Raw genomic sequence first — 18,213 nt, forward strand, 5'->3', positions numbered from 1 at the left:
CGTTGCAGGCAGGGCGCCGTCCACATATGGATCCCAGGGTCTCCGCGACGTCGCTTCGCTCCTGCTCCGCCCTGGGATGACGAAGGCGCAGTGATATTCGGCTAATCTCGAAGATATTCGACTTGCCGCTGAAGAGAACCATCGACGCTTGCGTCCGATTGGCCTTCAGCCTGTCGGGCGGGACATCATTATAAAAAACCCGGCTTCGCGCCGGGTTTTTCCAAACGCTAGCAAGACAGCCGCGCTCAGCTCACCTTGACCTTGGCGGCGGCAGCCTGGTCTTCGGCCAACTTCTGCTGGAACATCTGCGCGAAATCGATCGGGTCTAGCATCAGCGGCGGGAAGCCGCCATTGCGTGTTGCCTCGGCGATGATCTGCCGGGCGAACGGGAACAGCAGCCGCGGGCATTCGATGAACAGGATCGGCAGCATGTGCTCCTGCGGGAAGCCGCTGATGGAGAAGACGCCGCCATAGACCAGCTCGACGTTGAACAGCACTTCCTGGTCGAACGACGCTTTGGCGTTCAGCGTCAAATTGACGTCGAACTGCTTGTCCGAAAGCGGATTGGCGTTGACGTTGACGTTGATGGCGATGCCCGGAGCCTTGTCGCGGCCGCGCAACGAGTTCGGTGCGCCGGGGCTTTCGAAGGACAGGTCCTTCACATATTGCGCAAGCACGTTGAGCGAAGGCTGCGCCGCATTTCCATTACCGTTGGCTGCGCCGGTCGGCGCGTCGTCGTTGCTGGCCATAAGCTGTGGTCCTTTTGCCTGGGCAGCGTTGCTGACCGGATTGAAATTCGGGCGTTCGCTATCATGACCGGCCCGACAAGACAAGTTTGCAAAAGACGCCGGTTGCCTTGCAGCTACTCGTCCTTGAGGCGGCGCCAGGGAGAACCCGGTCCGCGCGTATGGTCGTCGGCCCGCGAATAGTCGCCGTCGTCGAGATCGATGGTCTTGCCGCGTTGCCTTGCCCGCAAACCACTGCTGAAATCGGTTGCCAACACGATGCGGCCTTTCAGCATCCGCCAGGCAAGATCGCGCACCGGCGGCAGGAACAGCAGAAGGCCGAAAATATCCGAGATGAAGCCGGGGATGATCAAAAGGATCGCGGCCAGCACGATCATGGCGCCATGCGCAAGCTGGCCGCTCGGATCACGCCCGGCATCCATTTCGGCACGTACCCTGGCCATCACGCCAAAACCCTGGTGCCGCAGCAGCAGGGCGCCGGCGACACTCGAGGCCAGCACCAAGCCGACTGTCGCCAGCGCGCCGACCTGGCGGCCGACAATAACGAAACCGGCTATCTCCAGCAGCGGAAGCGCGAGAATGAACAGGGGAAGCAGCGAAATACGCAAATCTTGACCGATCGTTTTCGATGTTTTGCCGGCCGGCGAGCAATCGCCGCTGGCACCAGAGCTGTTAGATAGGTATGGCTCCCTTTGATTTGAATGATTGCGCCATGCGTTCTATATGCTTTGGATACTGAACGCTATGTGATCGCGGCCCTTGCTTGGCCGCTGGTCCGGCCAAAGCAGGGATTGATTGGCGCAAGATATGGGCTTCTTCGACTTCGGCACGATTTTCTTTCTGATTGCGGCGGTGGTGATCTTCTTCCAGCTGCGCAACGTGCTTGGCCGACGCACGGGCAACGAGCGCCCACCCTTCGATCCATATACGGCAGCGCGCAAAAACGACAAGGATGCCGCCCAGAAACCCGAGAACGTGGTTTCGCTGCCGCGCAAGCGGCTGGCGGGAGAGCCGGCCGCCGATGCCTATGTGGCGATCGATGCCTTTGCCAAGCCGGACACCGATCTCAACCGGGGCCTGCGGGCGATCAAGGACAATGATCCGACCTTCGACCCGAAGACCTTCGTCGACGGCGCCAAGATGGCCTACGAGATGATCGTCATGGCCTACGCCGATGGCGACCGCAAAACGCTGAAGAACCTTTTGTCGCGCGAGGTCTATGACGGCTTCGTCGCGGCCATCGGTGACCGTGAGGCGAAAGCCGAAAAGATCCAGTCCTCCTTCGTCGGCATCGACAAGGCCGACATCGTTTCGGCCGAGATGAAGGGCAGCGAGGCGCACATCACGCTGCGCATCGTCAGCGAACTGATTTCGGCGACCCGCGACAAGGCCGGCGCCGTCATCGACGGCGATCCCGAAACCGTCGCCGAGGTCAAGGATGTCTGGACCTTCGCTCGTGACGCGCGCTCGCGCGATCCGAACTGGAAGCTCGTCGCCACCGAAGAAGAAGACTGAACTGGACGGCGGCGGAGGCTGTCGTGTCGCTTTCTCGAGCCTTCAGCGAAAAATCCTTTGGCGAATTGCCGGGCTGGGGCGAGGACGACCATTTCCCTGCCTTTGAGGCCTTTCGCCGCTCGGCCTTTCATATCCTGACCAAACCCTACCGCTCCGGCGCGCTCGGCGTCGATTACAATGGCTTTGCCGACGCCTATGCCGAAGCGCGCACCGTTTCGCCGGCGAATCGGTTGCAGGCCCGAAGCTTTTTCGAGCGCCACTTCGTGCCGGCCCGTATCGATGCCGAAGATGGTGGTCCGGGCCTGGTCACCGGCTTTTACGAGCCGGAGGTCGAAGCCTCGCCGGTACGCACGCAACGGTTTTCGGTGCCGTTGCTGTCGCGCCCGGCCGATCTTGTCGACGTCGACGACGGCAATCGTCCTTCCGGCATGGATCCTTATCTCGCCTTCGCACGTGCGGCGCCGAACGGCCCGGTCGAATATTTCGACCGCGGCGAGATCGAATGCGGCGCGCTTGCCGGAAAAAGGCTGGAAATCGCCTGGCTCGCCGATAAGGTCGACGCCTTCTTCATCCACGTGCAGGGTGCGGCGCGGCTCAAGATGACCGACGGCAGGCTTCGCCGCATCACCTATGCCGCCAAATCCGGCCAGCGCTTTACCGGACCGGGCAAGATCTTGAGCGAGGAAGGCGAGATCCCGCTGCAGAAAGTGACGATGCAGTCGATCCGTGCCTGGTTCAAGGCGCATCCGGAACGCGTCGACGAGATCCTTTGGCGCAACCGCTCCTACATTTTCTTCCGCGAGATGGGCGTCGACGACCCAGAGCTCGGCCCGATCGCTGCCGCCAAGGTGGCGCTGACACCCGGCCGCTCGATCGCCGTCGACCGGCTGCTGCACACGTTCGGCACGCCCTTCCATATCGATGCACCGTCGCTGACCGTCTTCGACGGAAAACCGTTCCGGCGGCTGATGATCGCGCAGGACACCGGCTCGGCGATCACCGGGCCGGCTCGCGGTGATCTGTTTGCCGGGTCGGGCGATGCGGCCGGCGAGATCGCCGGCGTTATCCGCAACGCCGCAGATTTTTATGCGCTGATCCCCCGGTCGCTGGTTTCAGGAGCAGGCCGATGACCCGGCGCATCGACAGGCTGAGCGAGGACGACCGGGTGCTGTGGAACCTGGTGGCGCGCACGGCAAAGCCGCTCAAGGGCAAAACCGCCGTCGAAATTCCGCACGTTGGGCCGGAGATCGACGAGACCAGGCAGCCGCCGCCGGCACAGGTCGCGGGCAATGCTGCCACGGCCGCAAAGCAGAAGGCGCAGCATGTCTCCCACGCACTCGACGAACCGACGCTGGACAAGCTGTCGAAGGGCCGGCTGCCGATCGAAGGCCGCGTCGACCTGCATGGCCTGACCCAGGACGAAGCCTATTCGCTGCTGTTTTCCTTTCTGCACCGGGCGCATGCCGGCGGCATCCGCTATGTCCTGGTGATCACCGGCAAGGGTTCCTCGTCGGGCGGCGATGGCGTCTTGCGGCGCGCCGTGCCGTCATGGCTGTCGACACCCGCCTTCCGGCCCCTCGTCTCCAGCCACGACCATGCCGCCCGCAAACATGGCGGCTCGGGTGCGCTCTATATCCGCTTGCGGCGGGCGCGCTCATGAGGACATGCCCATGAGGGACGCACCTATGAGGATGCACCCATGAAGGTGCGCTTGTGACCCCATTCGGCGAAAAGCTTCGCGTGCTGCGAAACGAGCGCGGCGTCAGCCAGAAGGACATGGCCAAGGCGATCGGCGTCAGCGCAGCCTATCTCTCGGCGCTGGAACATGGCCGCCGCGGTGCGCCGAGCTGGACGCTGATCCAGAAGATCATCGGCTATTTCAACATCATTTGGGATGACGCCGAGGAACTGGCGCGGCTGGCTGAAACCTCGCATCCGCGCGTCAAGCTCGACACGTCGGGCCTTAGCCCGGCGGCGACCGAGCTTGCCAATCTCCTGGCCGACAACATTGAAAAGCTCGACGACGCCGAGCTTCGCCGCATCATTGCGTCGATCCGCGCCGCGCTGGCACGGCCGAAATGAGTTGCTTGGTTACTGGACCGAGCCGACCAGCACCTGCTGGCCGCCGCGGATCGAGACCCAGCGGCCGGTATTGTCGATCGCCTGCCGCTTGAGGAAACGATAGCCGGTCTGGTCCCAGGAACGGACCTGGTCGGTCAGATTGTCAAGGATGTAGTCGCCCTTGTCGGTGCGCACCGTCAGCACGGCGTGGCCTTCGCCATCCGGCTTGCGCACGACGGTCATCAGCAGATCGGCAAACGAGACGCCAAGCCGGTTCAGCTCACGGCGCTTTTCCAGGACATAGTCCTCGCAGTCGCCGACACCCTTGTCGGGATAGGCCCAGACCTCGTCCTTGCCGTAGATGTCGAAGTCGCTCTCCGGCTTGACGGCGGCGTTGACCTTTGCCGTGACGCTGAGCAGCTTGCGCCACAGCGAGCCGGTCAGGCTGGCGGGCGACAGATCCTTCGGGCGGATCGAGCATTCGGACGCGTAGCTCTTGCAGAAATCATAATGGCCGATCGGCTGCGAGGTCGGGCCACCTGTTATCATCGGGCTGGCTGCCGAGGCCGAACCGGCCCAACCTGCCGCCACAGTAAGTCCGGCCAGCGCGCACAGGCGCAGCGTTCTCGCCATTGGTGAGGAAATCATTGTCCCCGCTTGTCCCTTGTTGTTAACGAAACGTTAAGGGGTATTTACAGCCCGTGTCAATTATGAGGATGGATTGATTTTTGCGGCATGGTTACCCGCGTGGCGCCAACGCGACTATTGTGCAACAGGTCGACGGCCGCACGGCCCCGCCGACCGATGATTTTGGCATTGACCGACCTGATGCGGATTGACGGGCATCATCACTGGTCGCCTATTTCTTGCCGGTCCTGACCAGCTTGGGCTTCACCGCAACCCGATTCTGACGGCCGTAGCTGGTAATGAAATCGACGATGCGCGGCACGATTTCGGAGCGGAAGCGCGAGCCGTTGAACACCCCATAATGGCCGACCGCCGGCTGCATGTAATGGGCGTGCCTGTCGGCCGGGATGTTGATGCACAGGTCGTGCGCCGCCTTGGTCTGGCCAAGGCCGGAGATGTCGTCGTTCTCGCCCTCGACCGTGAACAGGGCGACATTGCGGATCGCCGAAGGGTCGACCGCCACGCCGCGATGCGTCATTTTGCCCTTGGGCAAGGCCTGGCGGACAAACACGGTGTCGACGGTCTGCAGGTAGAATTCCGCCGTCAGATCCATCACCGCCAGATATTCGTCGTAGAACTCGCGGTGCTTCTCGGCATTGTCGCCGTCATGCTTCACCAGATGCATGAAGAAGTCCTTGTGGGCGATGATGTGGCGGTCGAGGTTCATGCTCATGAACCCCGAAAGCTGCAGGAAGCCAGGATAGACCTCGCGGCCGAAGCCCGGCACCGGCCAGGGCGCGCGCATGATGACGTTGTCGCGGAACCAGTCGATGCCCTTTTCCTGCGCCAGCAGATTGACAGCCGTCGGATTGCGGCGCGTGTCGATCGGCCCGCCCATCAGCGTCATCGTCGAGGGCACGAACGGATCACCCTTGGCTTCCATCAGTGCCGCCGCCGCCAGCACCGGCACCGAAGGCTGGCACACCGCCATCACATGGGTGTCGGGGCCTAGCGCATGCAGCATGTCGACGATGTAGTCGATATAGTCGTCAAGATCGAAGCTGCCGTCGGCCAGCGGCACCATGCGGGCGTCGACCCAGTCGGTGATATGCACGTCGGCATAGGGCAGCATCGCCTCTACCGTGCCGCGCAGCAGCGTCGCGTAGTGGCCCGACATCGGCGCGACGATCAACAGCTTCGGATCCGGCCGGCGCCCGGCCGGAACCGCCCGCTCGAAACGGACCAGGTTGCAGAACGGCCGCGACCAGACGGTGCGTTCGCTGACCTCGACGGTTTTCCAGTCGACCACGGTTTTGGTCAGGCCGAATTGCGGCTTGCCGTAGCGGCGCGTCGTGCGCTCGAACAGTTCGGCCGTTGCCGCAACCGAGCGGCCCCAGGACGTGTGTGAAACCGGATTGAGCGGATTGGAGTAGAACAGGCGCATCGCATCGGCATAGAGGCGGGCCGGCTGCAAAGCTGCGTGGTTCAGTTCGTAGAGCTGGTAGAACATCGAGAACCCCGCTGCCGACTGCGATCGAAGGGCCGACGAGCAGCGCCGAGCCTTGAATGCCTTGCGGGGAAGTTAGCAACAATCTGCTGCGATGCAATACGTCAACTTGCGTGATTTATGCTCGTTCTTTCGTCCAAGGCGTTGAGAATCCGCCTGGAACGGCAACAGCCGGCTCAATGTGCACCTGCGAAGGCCTGGCAAGCAGCACGGCTATTGGGGACGAGCGTCGGAGGCGGTGTCCGGCCGTGGCGGCCGTTAGACCCGTGCCATGCAGACAGCGGTGTGACCCGAGCTGATGAAGCCAAGCTGGCTGGCGGCGCCCTTCGACAGATCGAGCATCCGGCCCCTGATAAACGGGCCGCGGTCGTTTATACGCACGACGACGCTGCGGCCATTGTTGCGGTTGGTCACCTTCAGCTTGGTGCCGAACGGCAGGCTGCGATGCGCTGCGGTCAGCGCCGACGGGTTCATGCGTTCGCCGGAAGCGGTTCTGGAATGCAGTGAGTACCAGGAGGCACGGCCGCACTGAGCGGCGGCGCTGGCACTGGATGCGCCGACCATCAGGCCAGCCGCGATAGTGGCCGCGACAAGCGCGGTCCGGTTGCTTTTGTTCATGTGTTGGGGACTGGCTCCGTTGACAGACCCGCAGCGGTTAGGGGCGAATGAGGCAGCAAATGCGGCAATGATCTGTCGGTTCCATGACAATGTTACACGTTTGGAGTCGGTGCGAAACAATTTGTCAGAGATTTCCCGCAGAGCGGCACAGCTTCCTTGATGATCTTTGCTCCGATCGCCGCATGTGTTGCGCAAGATCAGAGGTTAGCATCTAAGTAGAAGATGACGTGATCGGGCCGCTTCTTTTCGCTCTTCCACCGGTACGAGGGCACGGCTGGCGATCGACTTTGAAAAGGAGTTTGCAACGATGAGATTGATCAAAAATCTGCTGGCCTTGATTGTGCTCGCCATCGGCGTGCTGTGGTCATTGCAAGGCATCGGTTGGGTCCAGGGCAGCTTCATGACCGGCCAGTCGCAATGGCTCTATGCCGGCATCGTGACGGTGCTGGTCGGCCTGGGCGGCCTGGCCTGGGCGAACCGCTCGCGTGGTTGAGCAGGCGTCCATGCTCAAGCTCCCTTCAGAGCAGCACACAGCGGACCGTGGCAGCCCGGTCACCGCGACCAGTATTGCCAGCCCCAGTAGAAACTTTCGTCGCGCGGTGGCAGGCGGTTGCGCTCGGCATCCAGCTGGACCGGCGTCGGCGTTTTGCGTTCGCCGTCAGGCGGCTGTTTGTCTCCGGCCTTGATCAGGCGGAGCCAATGGCCGAAATGCGCAAACAGTACAGCGGTGGAATGGGGCATCGTCACGTCTCCGGTCCGGTTACTCCCGCCCCGCCCACGGGACGAGCACCCGCTCGATCCTGCGGATGATGAATTCGAGCACGAAGGCAATGGCCGCGATCACCAGTATGCCCATCACCACCACGTCGGTGACGAGGAACTGGGCAGCGGACTGGATCATGAATCCGAGCCCGCGCGTCGCTGCCACCAGTTCGGCGGCAACCAGCGTCGACCAGCCGGCGCCGAGCGCGATGCGCAGACCGGTCAGGATCGAGGGCAGCGCGCTGGGCAGGATGACGTGCCTGATCACCTGGCGCTGCGTGGCGCCAAGCGAGCGCGCTGCATTGATGCGCTCCTGCGAGACGCCGCGAACACCCGATGCCGTCGACAGCGCAACCGGCGCCAGCATGGCAAGGGCAATCACCAGGATCTTGGACGGCTCGCCAATGCCGAACCAGATAATGATCAGCGGCAGATAGGCGAGCGGCGGGATCGGCCGCAGGAATTCGAGCAGCGGATCGAAGATGCCGCGCCCGATCGTGCTGATGCCGATAGCCAGGCCGATGGGAACGCCGATGACAAGGGCGATGATCAACGCCGCAAACACCCGCCACACGCTGGCGGCGATATGCTGGAGCAGCGTCGCGTCGACAAAGCCGTCACGGGCGACGACGGCAAATTTGTTCCAGACTGCCACGGGCGACGGCAGGAAAACCGGCGACACCAATTGCAGGCGGGCCGATACCGTCCACGCCGCCAGCATCATCAGAATGGTGATCGCGCTAACCACGCGGGCCGAAACGCGGCTGCGTCTCGGCCGCGGCCGCGACCATGGCACCGACAGCGCGTCGCCTCCGTCGTCGACCTTGGAGCGCTGCGGCCGCTCGGTATAGGAGGTAATGGTCATGCTGCCTCCCCTTCGAAGATCGCGTCGGTCAGCTCGCCGCGCGCCGCGGCGAAGGCGGGATCGGCCTTGATGCTGCGAATGGCCTCGCCGGCTGCATAGCGCCGGCTGAAGCCGGTCTCGAAGCTCCACACCACCCGGCCAGGGCCGGGAGCGAGCACAATGATACGGGTTGCCAGCACCAGGGCTTCCTCGATGCCGTGCGTGACCATCAGCACGCCGACCTGGCTTGCCGTCCACAGATCGAGCAGCGTTGTCTGCATGCGTTCGCGTGTCAGCGCATCGAGCGCGCCCAGCGGCTCGTCGAGCAGCAGGAATTGCGGCTCGGCCGCCAGCGCCCGGGCCAGGCCGACCCGCTGGCGCATGCCGCCGGAAAGCTCCCAAATGCGCTTGTCGCCGGCGCCGTCGAGCTTCACCAGCGCCAGAAGCTTGTCGGCGCGCCGCGCCCGTTCAGCCGCCCTGACACCGCGCAGCCTGAGCGCAAAGGCGACATTTTCCCGCGCGGTCAGCCACGGAAACAGCGCGTCGTTCTGGAACACGACGGCGCGCTCAGAGCTTGGCGCCGTGATCGGCCTGCCGCCAATCGTGGCGCGTCCGCGCACAGGCTGGACCAGGCCCGCAGCGACATTGAGCAACGACGTCTTGCCGCAGCCGGAGCGGCCGACCAGGACGACGAAGTCATCCTTGGCGATCTCAATCGACACATTTTCGACCGCCGGCGCCGGCTGACCGTCATAGTGGACCGAGACCTTGTCGAGCACGAGATGCGTCATGGGAACCTCGCCGATATTCCGAATCTGTCTGCCCCGAAGCCGCTCCTCGCAAGCGGTTCGGGGCAGGGAGCACGCGGCGTCAGGGAAGGAGAACCGCGCGCGTTGGCGTCAGTTCGAGGCAAGCGCTTCGCTGACATATTTCGACGACACGTATTCCGAATAATCCGGCAGCACGGCGTCGATCTTGCCCTGCTCCTTGAGGAAGGCCGATGTCGCCTCGACCGCCTTGATCGTGCCGCCACCGAGGAACTTGTCCGAGGCTTGCTCCTCGAGCGTCGGGAAGACATAGCCCCTCAATAGTTGCGGCACGTCCTCCAGATTGGCGCCGGTGATCGTGGCGATCTTCGCCGCTTGCGGCGACGTCACCGACCAGGCGTCCGGCTTGGCCAGGAACTCGGCATAGGCTGCGCCCGTTACTTTGACGAAGTCGCGCACCGCTTCCGGGTTCCTTTCGGCGAAGTCGGTGCGCACGATCCAGGCGTCGAAGGTCGGCGCGCCCCAGGCGGCGACCTGGGAGGAATCCAGCACGACCTTGCCCGTCGTCTTGATCTGGCCGAGTGCCGGATCCCATACATAGGCGGCGTCGATGTCGCCTCGCGCCCATGCCGCCGCGATCTCCGGTGGCCGCAGATTGAGAATATCGACCGACTTCGGGTCGACACCCTCATGCTTCAGCGCGGCAAGCAGGCTGTAATGCGTCGTCGAAACGAAGGGCACCGCCACCTTCTTCCCGGCAAGGTCGGCGGCCTTCTCGATGCCGGCGCCGTTGCGGGCGACAAGGGCCTCGGATTCGCCGATCAGCCCGACAACGAAGATTGTCTGGATTGGAAGCTCGCGGCTCGCCGCCGCCGCCAGCGGGCTCGAGCCGACATAACCGATGTCGACCGAACCGGAAGCGATCGCCGCGATCACGTCGGCGCCGGAATCGAATTTCCGCCAGTCGATTGTCGCCTTGGTCGCGCTCTCATAGGCGCCGTCGGCCTGCGGCACCTTCGAGGGTTCGACCACCGTCTGGTAGCCGATAGTGATCTTGAGGTCCCGCGCATCGGCCGGGCCGAGGAAGGCGGCGCCCGCCAGAGCCGCCGAGGACAAGAGAACGATACGTCGCGAAATGGTGGACATGAAAGGCTCCTGGAAACGAGAAAAACCCGGATTGCGTTTCATAGTCATCTAACTCTATCGTTCTTGTAGAGTTAAATCCTTCCAATCGGTGCGGTCTTGTTAGAAAAAGTCATCTGGCTATGGCAGTTCCCGCGCTTCTGGGTGATGGCCCGGGTGAGAACCATCGTCCTTGCCCGGGAACCTCTTCCACGTCGTCCATGCGCGCAACAACGATTTTCCCGTTTTCGCCCCTGCATCGGCAAATCCATGCTGTGGATGGCCAGGAAATTGGAATCAAGTTCCCTGTGTTCGCGGTTAAGTCTAGTATCCTTATCGACATTGAAGGATTGGAGAGGACGATGAGCGACGCCACCCTCCTTGTTGCCGCGCGCGGCATGCTTTGGCCTTCAAATTCAGGGGCAGAAGCTGCTGTCGGTATTCTCGCCGATCGGGACATTCCTGCCGCCGGCCCGTTTGCCGGTGCGCCATTCGCGGCGGCTTCTGTGCTTCCAAGAGCACAAGCCCCGGCCAAAATGGCCATTGCGGCGTGAAAACGAAGCAAAATCAACGTTTCTCGGCTTGTATATCATGTCACTAGAATTTATCTGTAGTGACAGCTTGGACGCGGCGGGGAGGCACGCCAGGCGTTTCGCAACCGGTGGCCTTGCGTCATCGCATGACAGAGAAACGTGCGGGTTATGCTCACGAAAAAAGGTAAATACGGCCTCAAGGCGCTCGTCCATCTGGCGCGCCTGCCGGTTGGAAAGCTCGCCTTCGTCAACGACATCGCCACAGGAAACAATATTCCGAAGAAGTTCCTCGATGCCATTCTTGGCGAATTGCGCAATGCCGGTTTCGTTCAGAGCCGCAAGGGCAAGGAGGGCGGCTACCGGCTGGCACGCCCGGCGGACGAGATCAAGGTCGGCCACGTCGTGCGCGTGCTCGACGGACCGCTTGCCCCCATTCCTTGCGCCAGCCGCACCCAGTATCAGCGCTGCGAAGACTGCAACGAGGCGACATGCCAAGTCCGACACCTGATGCTCGAGGTCCGGCAGGCCATCGCCGAGGTGCTGGACCAGCGCAGCCTCGCCGAAATGCGCGACATCGCCGGCGACGAGGATTTTTCGGCGGCATTGAAAATCCAGGCCTGAACCAATCTCTCCTGAGCTGGCGACGATCGCCAGGACAGCTGGTTTGCGTATGACCGGGCGCGCTACGCCAAGTTCGATCATCATTGTCGGCGGCGGTGCCAGCGGCGTCGTGCTTGCCGCGCATCTGCTGAAGTCGCCCAATCCCGATCTACGTGTCAGCCTGATCGAAAAACGCCCGCATTTTGGGCAAGGCATGGCCTATTCAACCCTGCTGTCGGCGCATGTGCTGAATGTCAGCGCGTCGGGCATGAGCGCCTATGCCGACGATCCCGGCAATTTCTCGCGCTGGCTGCTTGAACGCGGCCTGGCAACGCCGGAACAGGCGCCGGTCTATGCGCCGCGCAGCGTCTACGCCCGCTATCTCAAGGAGTTGCTCGACGAGCTCGAGGCGCGTGAGCAGCAGACGGGCCGGCTGCGCCTGATCCGCGAGGAGAGCCTGTCGATCTCGCCGACCGCGTCAGGTGTCGAAGTGGCGCTGGCCAACGGCACCAGCGTGGTTGCGCATCTTGCCGTGCTCGCCACCGGCCACGACGAAGAGCCGGGGGCGGGGCAGGGGCATGCGATCAGGATGGGATCCGAGGCGGACACTGCGCTCGACCCCGAAGCCCGAGTCCTGGTGCTGGGCACGGGCTTGAGCATGGTCGATGCCTTCCTGTCGCTCGAGCAGCGCGGCCACCGCGGCGCGATCGTCGCGGTGTCTCGGCGCGGCCTGCTGCCTTCGCCGCATCGCAAGGGCAATCCGATCAAGCTCGACGTTGCCGACATTCCGCTCGGCACCCAGCTTTCCTATTTCGTCGGCTGGTTCCGCGACCTGATCCGGGAAAACCAGAAGGCCGGCATCGACTGGCGCGACGTCGTCGACGGTCTGAGACCCTTCAACCAGATGATCTGGCAGAACTGGCCGTCCTCGGCCAAGCGCCGCTTCGTCGAGCACACCAAGGCCTGGTGGGACATCCACCGCCATCGCATGGCGCCGGAAGTCTACGCCCGCGTTGCCGAGGCGGTGCAAGCGGGCCGCATCCGCCTTGTCGCCGGGCGCGTCGTCGAGATCGCCGCCGGCGACGGTTTCAGCGTACAGGTCCAGTCGCGCCACACGCAGCACCTCGAAAGGTTCGACTTTGCTCGCATCTATGATTGCACAGGCATCGCCAGGGACATCTCGACCACCTCGAACAGCGTGGTGCGGTCGCTGGTCGAGCGTGGGCTGGCACGGCCGGATCCGCTGCGCCTCGGCCTCGACGTGACCGCGAACTGCGAGGTCATCGCCGGCGACGGCACGGTATCCGCCAAGATCCTCGCCGTCGGGCCACTGACGCGCGGCACCTTCTTCGAAATCGACGCCATTCCCGATATTCGCGTGCAGTGCGCGCGGCTGAGCAAGCGCTTGCTCGGATGAGGCCGCCTCTGTCTTGACGCGATCTCGGATGCAAGACCGCTGCCGTCGGGTGAAAAGATCTCGACCGCATAGCCGCGTTCGGTGAAGGCGAACCAGGGGTGCGGGAGCTCGCTCCACCAGAAGCCGACCGTCCAGCCCGTGGTGGTCGAGACAGCCGGGTTGGCGATGACGCCACACGTTTCGGCTGTCTCGCATTGACCGGATCGGTGTCGCGGACGCTCATCTTCGTTCTCCTCCATGGATTTTGTGGACGGCCAGGCCGTGAGCCGCGACCCTGGCCAGATGACCGGGCAAATTCTGCTTCCGTCGTCACCGTGCCTTGCCTACCATGGCGCATGACCCAACGCGGAAGACTCTACGGCTGTCCGGTCGAGTTCGCGCTCGACGCGCTCGGCGGCAAATGGAAGACGGTGATCCTGGCGCGCATCAAGGAACAGCCGATGCGCTATTCCGACCTGCGCCGGCTGATCCCCTCGCTCTCGGACAAGATGCTGACGCAGCGCCTGGCCGAGCTTGTCGAGATCGGCTTCGTCACGCTCGAGACGTCGCCCGACGGCAAGGGGCGCTACGCCTTGACCGGTCGCGGCGGTGATCTCGCCGCTGCGCTCCAGGCACTCTATGACTGGGGCAGCGTGCATGGCCGCGCCGAGGGCGTGCGTTTTCGCACCGATGGCGCAGCCACCACCTAGATCAATTCCGGGAAAAGCGCGGAGCGGTTTTTCCATCTGCAATTGCCTGAAAACAAAGGCATAGAGCGGTTCGGCGTTCCCGTGAAACGGTGGGTCGCGCCGGCAAGCCGACTGCCCTCAACCCGCACCGGCAAGCGCGCTGCAGAAGCTTGCGACGTCGGTGACGACGGCTTCGCCGAGGAAGCGTAGCGTCGCCATCGAGCGGGCGCGCGCTTCGCGGTTCCCGAAGCCACAGGCGTCCTCGATTACCATAGCGACGAAGCCATTGTCGGTCGCCTGGCGAACGGTCGGCTCGATGCCGATCTCCATGGCGATGCCAGCGAGCGCTATCGTGCGCACGCCGCAATCGCGCAAGGCAAAGCCGAGCGCGGTGGAATCGAAGGCCGACATCGTGAGCTTGTCGAACACCGCCTCGTCATCGCGGGGTTCCAGCTCGGGCACGATCCGCGTCGCTTCGGCATCGCGCGGGAACCACGGCTCGACCGTGTCGGGGCTGTCGCGCCGCTGCCAGGCCATGGCGGTGCGCAGCTGCGTCGCGCCCATCCATTTGCGCGGCAGCGACAGATGGCGCGTGAACGCCACCCGCATTCCGGCCATGCGCGCCGCTTCCAGCACCGTGCCGGTACGCTCGACGATGGTCGCGGCGCCGGCCACCTGGCGGCAGATGCCGACCTGCATGTCGTAGACCACCAGCGCCGTGCGGCGCGGATCGCACCACTCAGCCAGGCTGGCCGGGATTTCGATCCCGTCGCTCGCCCGGATCATGCCGCAGTCCGGTCCCATGGCTTGGCGATATCGACCGTCGGATCGAACAGGAATTCCAGCGGCAATGGCGCGTCGAAGGCGATGAAGTGCCATTCCAGCAGCCCGGCCTTGGACAGCGGGAAGTCCTCGGTGTAGCGCCGCGCTTCCGCGACGCTGTCGAGCTCGAAGACGATGATGACGCCGCCAATATCGCCGCGCGCATAATTCTCGCGCACGATCCCCGCCTTCCAGAGCCGCCAGACATTCGAAACTTCGTCGCGCAGATAAGGCCGCAAATCGTCGAGCGTGACGCCGGGCCTGAAATTGTCATAGGCAAGAATCTTCATCGGCCGTTCCCTGCATTGCTGTTCGCCCAACGCCGGGTAGCATGGCGGAATCGGCGGCGGCAACGAACGAGATGGTGCGTTTAGTCCCAGGCAGGTTCTGCAAATCTTTTGCCCTGCCTGCAGGCCGGCGAAGCTTTCGCGAAATTCCATTCCCCTGCTGGCCGCCGGATTGGCACGATCTATCTTCTTTCCAACGGCAAACGGCTGGAAAAGACGGTAGGTTGCCGTCTTCCAGGGCGGTTGCTCATTCTGGCAACGGAGCATCTGACATGAGCAAGCACAAGATCGTGGCACCGGACGATGCATCGTCCCGCCTGCGCCCGCCCTATGCCTCGGTTCTCGACCTGATCGGGCAGACACCGGTCGTCGAGCTGACCAAATTCGACATCGGCAAGTGCCGGCTGTTCATCAAGCTCGAAAGCCAGAATCCCGGCGGCTCGATCAAGGACCGCATCGCGCTGTCGATGATTGCCGCCGCCGAAAAACAGGGCAAACTGAAACGCGGCGGGACGATCGTGGAGGCGACCGCCGGCAATACCGGTCTTGGTCTCGCCCAGGTCGGCATCCCCAAGGGCTACCGCATCATCCTCGTCGTGCCCGACAAGATGTCGCGCGAAAAAATCCAGCATCTGCGGGCGCTCGGCGCGGAAGTGCGCATGACGCGTTCCGATGTCGGCAAGGGCCATGCCGAATATTATCAGGACATGGCCGAAAAGATCGCCGCCGAGTTGCCCGGCGCCTTCTACGCCAACCAGTTTGCCAACCCGGCCAATCCGCTGGCCCACGAAACCTCGACCGGGCCGGAAATCTTTCAACAGCTCGGAGGCGATGTCGATGCGGTGGTCGTCGGCGTCGGCTCCGGCGGCACGCTGACCGGGCTTGGCCGCTATTTTGCGAAAGTCTCGCCGAAGACCGAGATGATTTTGGCCGATCCGGTCGGCTCGGTGCTGGCACCGTTGATCAAGACCGGCAAGATGGTAGAGGCCGGAAGCTGGACCGTCGAAGGCATCGGCGAGGATTTCGTGCCGCCCAATGCCGATCTGTCGCTGGTCAGGAAGGCCTATTCCATCCCCGACAAGCAGAGCATGCTTGCGGTGCGCGACCTACTTTCGAAGGAAGGCATTCTCGCCGGCTCGTCGTCCGGTACGCTGCTTTCGGCAGCGCTCCGCTATTGCCGCGAGCAGACCGTGCCGAAGCGCGTCGTTACCTTCGTCTGCGACAGCGGCAACAAGTACCTGTCGAAAGTCTTCGACGATTTCTGGCTGGTCGAGCAGGGCCTGGCCGAGCAGGAGCAGCATGGCGATCTGCGCGACCTGGTCATGCGCACGCTCCGCACCGGCGATGTCGTGTCCGTCGGCCCGGACGAAAGCCTGCTCAACGCCTATGGCCGCATGCGCCGATCGGATGTCTCGCAGCTGCCGGTGCTGGACGAGGGCAAGCTCGTCGGCATCATCGACGAAAGCGATATCCTCGCCAAGGTCGAAGGCCCCTATGACAGCCGCTGGGACCGCTTCAAGGCCCCGGTCAGTACGGCTATGACCTCTACCCTGCACACGCTGCAAGCCAGCCAGACGCTGGACGCGTTGCTGCCGGTCTTCGATCGCAACGAGGTCGCCATCGTCTTCGACGGCGACGAATTCATCGGCCTGATAACACGCATCGACCTGATCAACCATCTGAGGCGCGCCCGATGACCGTCAAAGCCACCGTATCGGGCAAAAACCGCCTCGCCTTTTCGACGCGCACCATCCATGGCGGCCAGAGCCACGACCCGACGACGGGCGCGGTGATCGTACCGATCTATGCAACTTCGACCTACGGTCAGCAGAGCCCGGGCGTGCACAAGGGCTTTGAATATGCCCGCAGCCAGAACCCGACCCGCTTCGCCTTCGAGCGCGCGGTGGCCGACCTCGAAAGCGGCACCGCCGCCTTCGCCTTCGCTTCGGGGCTGGCGGCGATCGCAACCATTTTCGAATTGCTCGATTCAGGCGCGCATATCGTCGCGACCGACGACATCTATGGCGGCACGTTCCGGCTGCTGGAACGGGTGCGCAAGCGCTCGGCCAATTTGCAGGTCGACTTCGTCGACTTCACCGACCTTGCCGCGGTCGAGGCGACGATCCGCCCGGAAACCAAAATGCTCTGGGTCGAGACGCCGACCAACCCGCTGCTGCGTGTCGTCGACCTCGAAGGCGTCGCAGCACTTGCCAGGCGCAAAGGCGTGCTCTCAGTCGCCGACAACACTTTCTGCAGCCCCTATCTGCAGCGGCCGCTGGAGCTCGGCATCGACGTCGTGGTCCATTCGACGACGAAATACCTCAACGGCCATTCCGACATGGTCGGCGGCGTCGCCGTGATCGGCGACAACAAGGATCTCGCCGACCGGCTGAAATTCCTGCAGAACGCCATCGGCGCCATTTCAGGGCCGTTCGACAGTTTCCTGGCGCTGCGCGGACTGAAGACGCTGGCGCTGAGGATGGAGCGTCATTCGTCGAACGGCCAGAAGATCGCGCACTGGCTGGAAAGCCGTCCCGACATCCGCCGTGTCATCTATCCCGGCCTGCCCAGCCACCCGCAGCACGCCATCGCCAGGCGGCAGATGCACGCCTTCGGCGGCATGATCACGGTCGAGCTCGACCGCGACCTCGCCGGCACCAAACGCTTCCTCGAACATACGCAACTGTTCACGCTGGCCGAAAGCCTCGGCGGCGTCGAAAGCCTGATCGAGCACCCAGCGCTGATGACGCACGGCTCGATCCCGGCGAAAAAACGCGCCGAGATCGGGATTTCGGATTCGCTGGTGCGGTTGTCGGCCGGGATCGAGGACGGCGACGATCTGATCGCGGATCTGGATCAGGCGCTGGCGAGTTGAAGGGGCTGTGTGGCGGGCAACCGCTTCCGTATCAGGGAAGTGTCTCGCCATGGGGATCCTCGATCGGTTGAGACGTACGTGCGCCGTGCCGATCGATATATAGCGACCGGCGACGGGTTTCTGATCGTCTACCTACGAAAAGCGCCAATCTTCCTTTTCGATCAGGTCTGCCAGCCCGATGCAAGTTATGCCCTCGAAACGGCAAACATCGGGAATCCTCATTCTACCGGGATGTTCTTCGGTGACTACGGCGCAGGAATTTCCTTGAGATGACGCAAAGGCAATTACGAAAGGATCTCCGCCTGAGCGCCCTTTGACTGTGTCGACTAGAGCGTCGGACGTTCAGTTTGAATCGCGAGGGATTGAACGAAGCCGCTGACGCGTCATTTGGTGCGTGGGTTTGCGGATGACGCTTCTGTTTTGAAGGATTGCGGCTGTTGAA

Annotated in this window: 22 protein-coding genes and 1 pseudogene; 11 read left to right on the forward strand and 12 right to left on the reverse strand. The window is 63.2% G+C overall.

The window, feature by feature from the left end; translation table 11 throughout:
* Positions 1-245 precede the first annotated feature (245 nt).
* Both secB and NKJ55_RS33645 read right to left on the reverse strand, forming a co-directional pair.
* A complete protein-coding gene (secB, locus tag NKJ55_RS33640) occupies positions 246-749 on the reverse strand; it encodes a protein-export chaperone SecB (protein ID WP_352453643.1) in 504 nt (167 codons plus the stop codon).
* A 113-nt stretch (positions 750-862) separates the two neighbouring features.
* Positions 863-1,354 carry an FxsA family protein gene (locus tag NKJ55_RS33645; RefSeq protein WP_023675916.1) on the reverse strand — a complete coding sequence of 164 codons (492 nt, stop codon included), beginning with the start codon at positions 1,352-1,354 and terminating at the stop codon, positions 863-865.
* A gap of 199 nt (positions 1,355-1,553) precedes the next feature.
* Here NKJ55_RS33645 and NKJ55_RS33650 point away from each other — a divergent pair, with 199 nt between their 5' ends.
* Genes NKJ55_RS33650 through NKJ55_RS33665 form a run of 4 tightly spaced genes read left to right on the forward strand, consistent with a single transcriptional unit; the run spans position 1,554 to position 4,343 of the window.
* Positions 1,554-2,261: a Tim44/TimA family putative adaptor protein gene (locus NKJ55_RS33650; protein ID WP_352453662.1), complete on the forward strand. Its 708-nt coding sequence runs from the start codon at positions 1,554-1,556 to the stop codon at positions 2,259-2,261.
* A gap of 23 nt (positions 2,262-2,284) precedes the next feature.
* On the forward strand, positions 2,285-3,391 hold the full coding sequence (gene mltA, locus NKJ55_RS33655; protein WP_352453644.1) for a murein transglycosylase A: 1,107 nt from the start codon (positions 2,285-2,287) through the stop codon (positions 3,389-3,391).
* The gene (locus tag NKJ55_RS33660; protein WP_352453645.1) at positions 3,388-3,921 is read left to right on the forward strand and encodes a Smr/MutS family protein; all 534 of its coding nucleotides are present in this window, start codon (positions 3,388-3,390) and stop codon (positions 3,919-3,921) included. Before mltA ends, NKJ55_RS33660 begins: the two co-directional genes overlap by 4 nt.
* 53 nt (positions 3,922-3,974) lie before the next feature.
* A complete protein-coding gene (locus NKJ55_RS33665) occupies positions 3,975-4,343 on the forward strand; it encodes a helix-turn-helix domain-containing protein (protein ID WP_352453646.1) in 369 nt (122 codons plus the stop codon).
* A gap of 9 nt (positions 4,344-4,352) precedes the next feature.
* Here NKJ55_RS33665 and NKJ55_RS33670 read toward each other — a convergent pair whose 3' ends face one another.
* The 3 genes from NKJ55_RS33670 to NKJ55_RS33680 all read right to left on the reverse strand — a co-directional run bounded on the left by NKJ55_RS33670 (position 4,353) and on the right by NKJ55_RS33680 (position 7,074).
* Positions 4,353-4,970 (reverse strand): transglutaminase-like cysteine peptidase, encoded by a 618-nt coding sequence (locus tag NKJ55_RS33670; RefSeq protein ID WP_352453647.1) that lies wholly within the window; start codon positions 4,968-4,970, stop codon positions 4,353-4,355.
* 211 nt (positions 4,971-5,181) lie between these two features.
* Positions 5,182-6,459, reverse strand: coding sequence for a polyhydroxyalkanoate depolymerase (locus NKJ55_RS33675; RefSeq protein WP_352453648.1), 1,278 nt, complete (start codon positions 6,457-6,459; stop codon positions 5,182-5,184).
* 255 nt (positions 6,460-6,714) lie between these two features.
* The gene (locus NKJ55_RS33680; RefSeq protein WP_352453649.1) at positions 6,715-7,074 is read right to left on the reverse strand and encodes a septal ring lytic transglycosylase RlpA family protein; all 360 of its coding nucleotides are present in this window, start codon (positions 7,072-7,074) and stop codon (positions 6,715-6,717) included.
* Between the two features lie 307 nt (positions 7,075-7,381).
* Between NKJ55_RS33680 and NKJ55_RS33685 the strand changes: the two genes are divergently transcribed.
* Positions 7,382-7,567, forward strand: a complete 186-nt coding sequence (locus tag NKJ55_RS33685) for a hypothetical protein (RefSeq protein ID WP_352453650.1) — start codon at positions 7,382-7,384, stop codon at positions 7,565-7,567.
* A 59-nt stretch (positions 7,568-7,626) separates the two neighbouring features.
* On the opposite strand, the gene NKJ55_RS33690 is transcribed toward NKJ55_RS33685, so the two are convergent.
* The 4 genes from NKJ55_RS33690 to tauA all read right to left on the reverse strand — a co-directional run bounded on the left by NKJ55_RS33690 (position 7,627) and on the right by tauA (position 10,593).
* A complete protein-coding gene (locus NKJ55_RS33690) occupies positions 7,627-7,815 on the reverse strand; it encodes a hypothetical protein (RefSeq protein ID WP_352453651.1) in 189 nt (62 codons plus the stop codon).
* Between the two features lie 19 nt (positions 7,816-7,834).
* Positions 7,835-8,701: an ABC transporter permease subunit gene (locus NKJ55_RS33695; RefSeq protein WP_352453652.1), complete on the reverse strand. Its 867-nt coding sequence runs from the start codon at positions 8,699-8,701 to the stop codon at positions 7,835-7,837.
* Complete coding sequence (locus NKJ55_RS33700; RefSeq protein WP_352453653.1) at positions 8,698-9,471, reverse strand: taurine ABC transporter ATP-binding protein; 774 nt, start codon at positions 9,469-9,471, stop codon at positions 8,698-8,700. Before NKJ55_RS33700 ends, NKJ55_RS33695 begins: the two co-directional genes overlap by 4 nt.
* 108 nt (positions 9,472-9,579) lie before the next feature.
* Positions 9,580-10,593, reverse strand: coding sequence for a taurine ABC transporter substrate-binding protein (tauA, locus tag NKJ55_RS33705; protein ID WP_352453654.1), 1,014 nt, complete (start codon positions 10,591-10,593; stop codon positions 9,580-9,582).
* 197 nt (positions 10,594-10,790) lie between these two features.
* On the opposite strand from tauA, the gene NKJ55_RS33710 reads away from it, so the two are divergent.
* The 4 genes from NKJ55_RS33710 (at position 10,791) to NKJ55_RS33725 (ending at position 13,808) form a co-directional block, all read left to right on the forward strand.
* Entirely contained in the window at positions 10,791-11,123 is a 333-nt protein-coding gene (locus NKJ55_RS33710) for a hypothetical protein (protein ID WP_352453655.1), read from the forward strand.
* 147 nt (positions 11,124-11,270) lie between these two features.
* Positions 11,271-11,723 carry an RrF2 family transcriptional regulator gene (locus NKJ55_RS33715; protein WP_352453656.1) on the forward strand — a complete coding sequence of 151 codons (453 nt, stop codon included), beginning with the start codon at positions 11,271-11,273 and terminating at the stop codon, positions 11,721-11,723.
* 49 nt (positions 11,724-11,772) lie between these two features.
* On the forward strand, positions 11,773-13,119 hold the full coding sequence (locus NKJ55_RS33720; protein ID WP_352453657.1) for an FAD/NAD(P)-binding protein: 1,347 nt from the start codon (positions 11,773-11,775) through the stop codon (positions 13,117-13,119).
* A 335-nt stretch (positions 13,120-13,454) separates the two neighbouring features.
* Positions 13,455-13,808, forward strand: coding sequence for a winged helix-turn-helix transcriptional regulator (locus NKJ55_RS33725; protein ID WP_352453658.1), 354 nt, complete (start codon positions 13,455-13,457; stop codon positions 13,806-13,808).
* 117 nt (positions 13,809-13,925) lie between these two features.
* On the opposite strand, the gene NKJ55_RS33730 is transcribed toward NKJ55_RS33725, so the two are convergent.
* On the reverse strand, positions 13,926-14,573 hold the full coding sequence (locus NKJ55_RS33730; RefSeq protein WP_352453659.1) for a cysteine hydrolase family protein: 648 nt from the start codon (positions 14,571-14,573) through the stop codon (positions 13,926-13,928).
* Positions 14,570-14,899 (reverse strand): hypothetical protein, encoded by a 330-nt coding sequence (locus tag NKJ55_RS33735; RefSeq protein WP_023675896.1) that lies wholly within the window; start codon positions 14,897-14,899, stop codon positions 14,570-14,572. Before NKJ55_RS33735 ends, NKJ55_RS33730 begins: the two co-directional genes overlap by 4 nt.
* A gap of 269 nt (positions 14,900-15,168) precedes the next feature.
* On the opposite strand from NKJ55_RS33735, the gene NKJ55_RS33740 reads away from it, so the two are divergent.
* Together NKJ55_RS33740 and NKJ55_RS33745 are read left to right on the forward strand one after the other, a co-directional pair.
* Positions 15,169-16,593: a pyridoxal-phosphate dependent enzyme gene (locus NKJ55_RS33740; protein WP_352453660.1), complete on the forward strand. Its 1,425-nt coding sequence runs from the start codon at positions 15,169-15,171 to the stop codon at positions 16,591-16,593.
* Positions 16,590-17,771, forward strand: coding sequence for a cystathionine gamma-synthase (locus NKJ55_RS33745; RefSeq protein WP_352453661.1), 1,182 nt, complete (start codon positions 16,590-16,592; stop codon positions 17,769-17,771). The genes NKJ55_RS33740 and NKJ55_RS33745 overlap by 4 nt, the downstream gene beginning before the upstream one ends.
* Before the next feature lie 132 nt (positions 17,772-17,903).
* Here NKJ55_RS33745 and NKJ55_RS33750 read toward each other — a convergent pair.
* Positions 17,904-18,065 (reverse strand): annotated as a pseudogene (locus tag NKJ55_RS33750) (DUF4411 family protein); the annotation flags it as partial.
* Positions 18,066-18,213 lie beyond the last annotated feature (148 nt).

The organism is Mesorhizobium sp. M0106 (assembly GCF_040322715.1).
Taxonomy (GTDB): domain Bacteria; phylum Pseudomonadota; class Alphaproteobacteria; order Rhizobiales; family Rhizobiaceae; genus Mesorhizobium.

Excerpts from the sequence above, each read along its gene's own strand:
- NKJ55_RS33685 (WP_352453650.1), top strand. The coding sequence starts at position 7,382 with ATGAGATTGATCAAAAATCTGCTGGCCTTGATTGTGCTCGCCATCGGC.
- NKJ55_RS33725 (WP_352453658.1), top strand. The coding sequence starts at position 13,455 with ATGACCCAACGCGGAAGACTCTACGGCTGTCCGGTCGAGTTCGCGCTC.
- NKJ55_RS33700 (WP_352453653.1), bottom strand. The coding sequence starts at position 9,471 with ATGACGCATCTCGTGCTCGACAAGGTCTCGGTCCACTATGACGGTCAG.
- NKJ55_RS33715 (WP_352453656.1), top strand. The coding sequence starts at position 11,271 with ATGCTCACGAAAAAAGGTAAATACGGCCTCAAGGCGCTCGTCCATCTG.
- tauA (WP_352453654.1), bottom strand. The coding sequence starts at position 10,593 with ATGTCCACCATTTCGCGACGTATCGTTCTCTTGTCCTCGGCGGCTCTG.
- NKJ55_RS33650 (WP_352453662.1), top strand. The coding sequence starts at position 1,554 with ATGGGCTTCTTCGACTTCGGCACGATTTTCTTTCTGATTGCGGCGGTG.
- NKJ55_RS33680 (WP_352453649.1), bottom strand. The coding sequence starts at position 7,074 with ATGAACAAAAGCAACCGGACCGCGCTTGTCGCGGCCACTATCGCGGCT.
- NKJ55_RS33735 (WP_023675896.1), bottom strand. The coding sequence starts at position 14,899 with ATGAAGATTCTTGCCTATGACAATTTCAGGCCCGGCGTCACGCTCGAC.
- NKJ55_RS33675 (WP_352453648.1), bottom strand. The coding sequence starts at position 6,459 with ATGTTCTACCAGCTCTACGAACTGAACCACGCAGCTTTGCAGCCGGCC.
- NKJ55_RS33745 (WP_352453661.1), top strand. The coding sequence starts at position 16,590 with ATGACCGTCAAAGCCACCGTATCGGGCAAAAACCGCCTCGCCTTTTCG.
- secB (WP_352453643.1), bottom strand. The coding sequence starts at position 749 with ATGGCCAGCAACGACGACGCGCCGACCGGCGCAGCCAACGGTAATGGA.
- NKJ55_RS33670 (WP_352453647.1), bottom strand. The coding sequence starts at position 4,970 with ATGATTTCCTCACCAATGGCGAGAACGCTGCGCCTGTGCGCGCTGGCC.
- NKJ55_RS33730 (WP_352453659.1), bottom strand. The coding sequence starts at position 14,573 with ATGATCCGGGCGAGCGACGGGATCGAAATCCCGGCCAGCCTGGCTGAG.
- NKJ55_RS33710 (WP_352453655.1), top strand. The coding sequence starts at position 10,791 with ATGCGCGCAACAACGATTTTCCCGTTTTCGCCCCTGCATCGGCAAATC.
- NKJ55_RS33695 (WP_352453652.1), bottom strand. The coding sequence starts at position 8,701 with ATGACCATTACCTCCTATACCGAGCGGCCGCAGCGCTCCAAGGTCGAC.
- NKJ55_RS33720 (WP_352453657.1), top strand. The coding sequence starts at position 11,773 with ATGACCGGGCGCGCTACGCCAAGTTCGATCATCATTGTCGGCGGCGGT.
- NKJ55_RS33690 (WP_352453651.1), bottom strand. The coding sequence starts at position 7,815 with ATGCCCCATTCCACCGCTGTACTGTTTGCGCATTTCGGCCATTGGCTC.
- NKJ55_RS33660 (WP_352453645.1), top strand. The coding sequence starts at position 3,388 with ATGACCCGGCGCATCGACAGGCTGAGCGAGGACGACCGGGTGCTGTGG.
- NKJ55_RS33740 (WP_352453660.1), top strand. The coding sequence starts at position 15,169 with ATGAGCAAGCACAAGATCGTGGCACCGGACGATGCATCGTCCCGCCTG.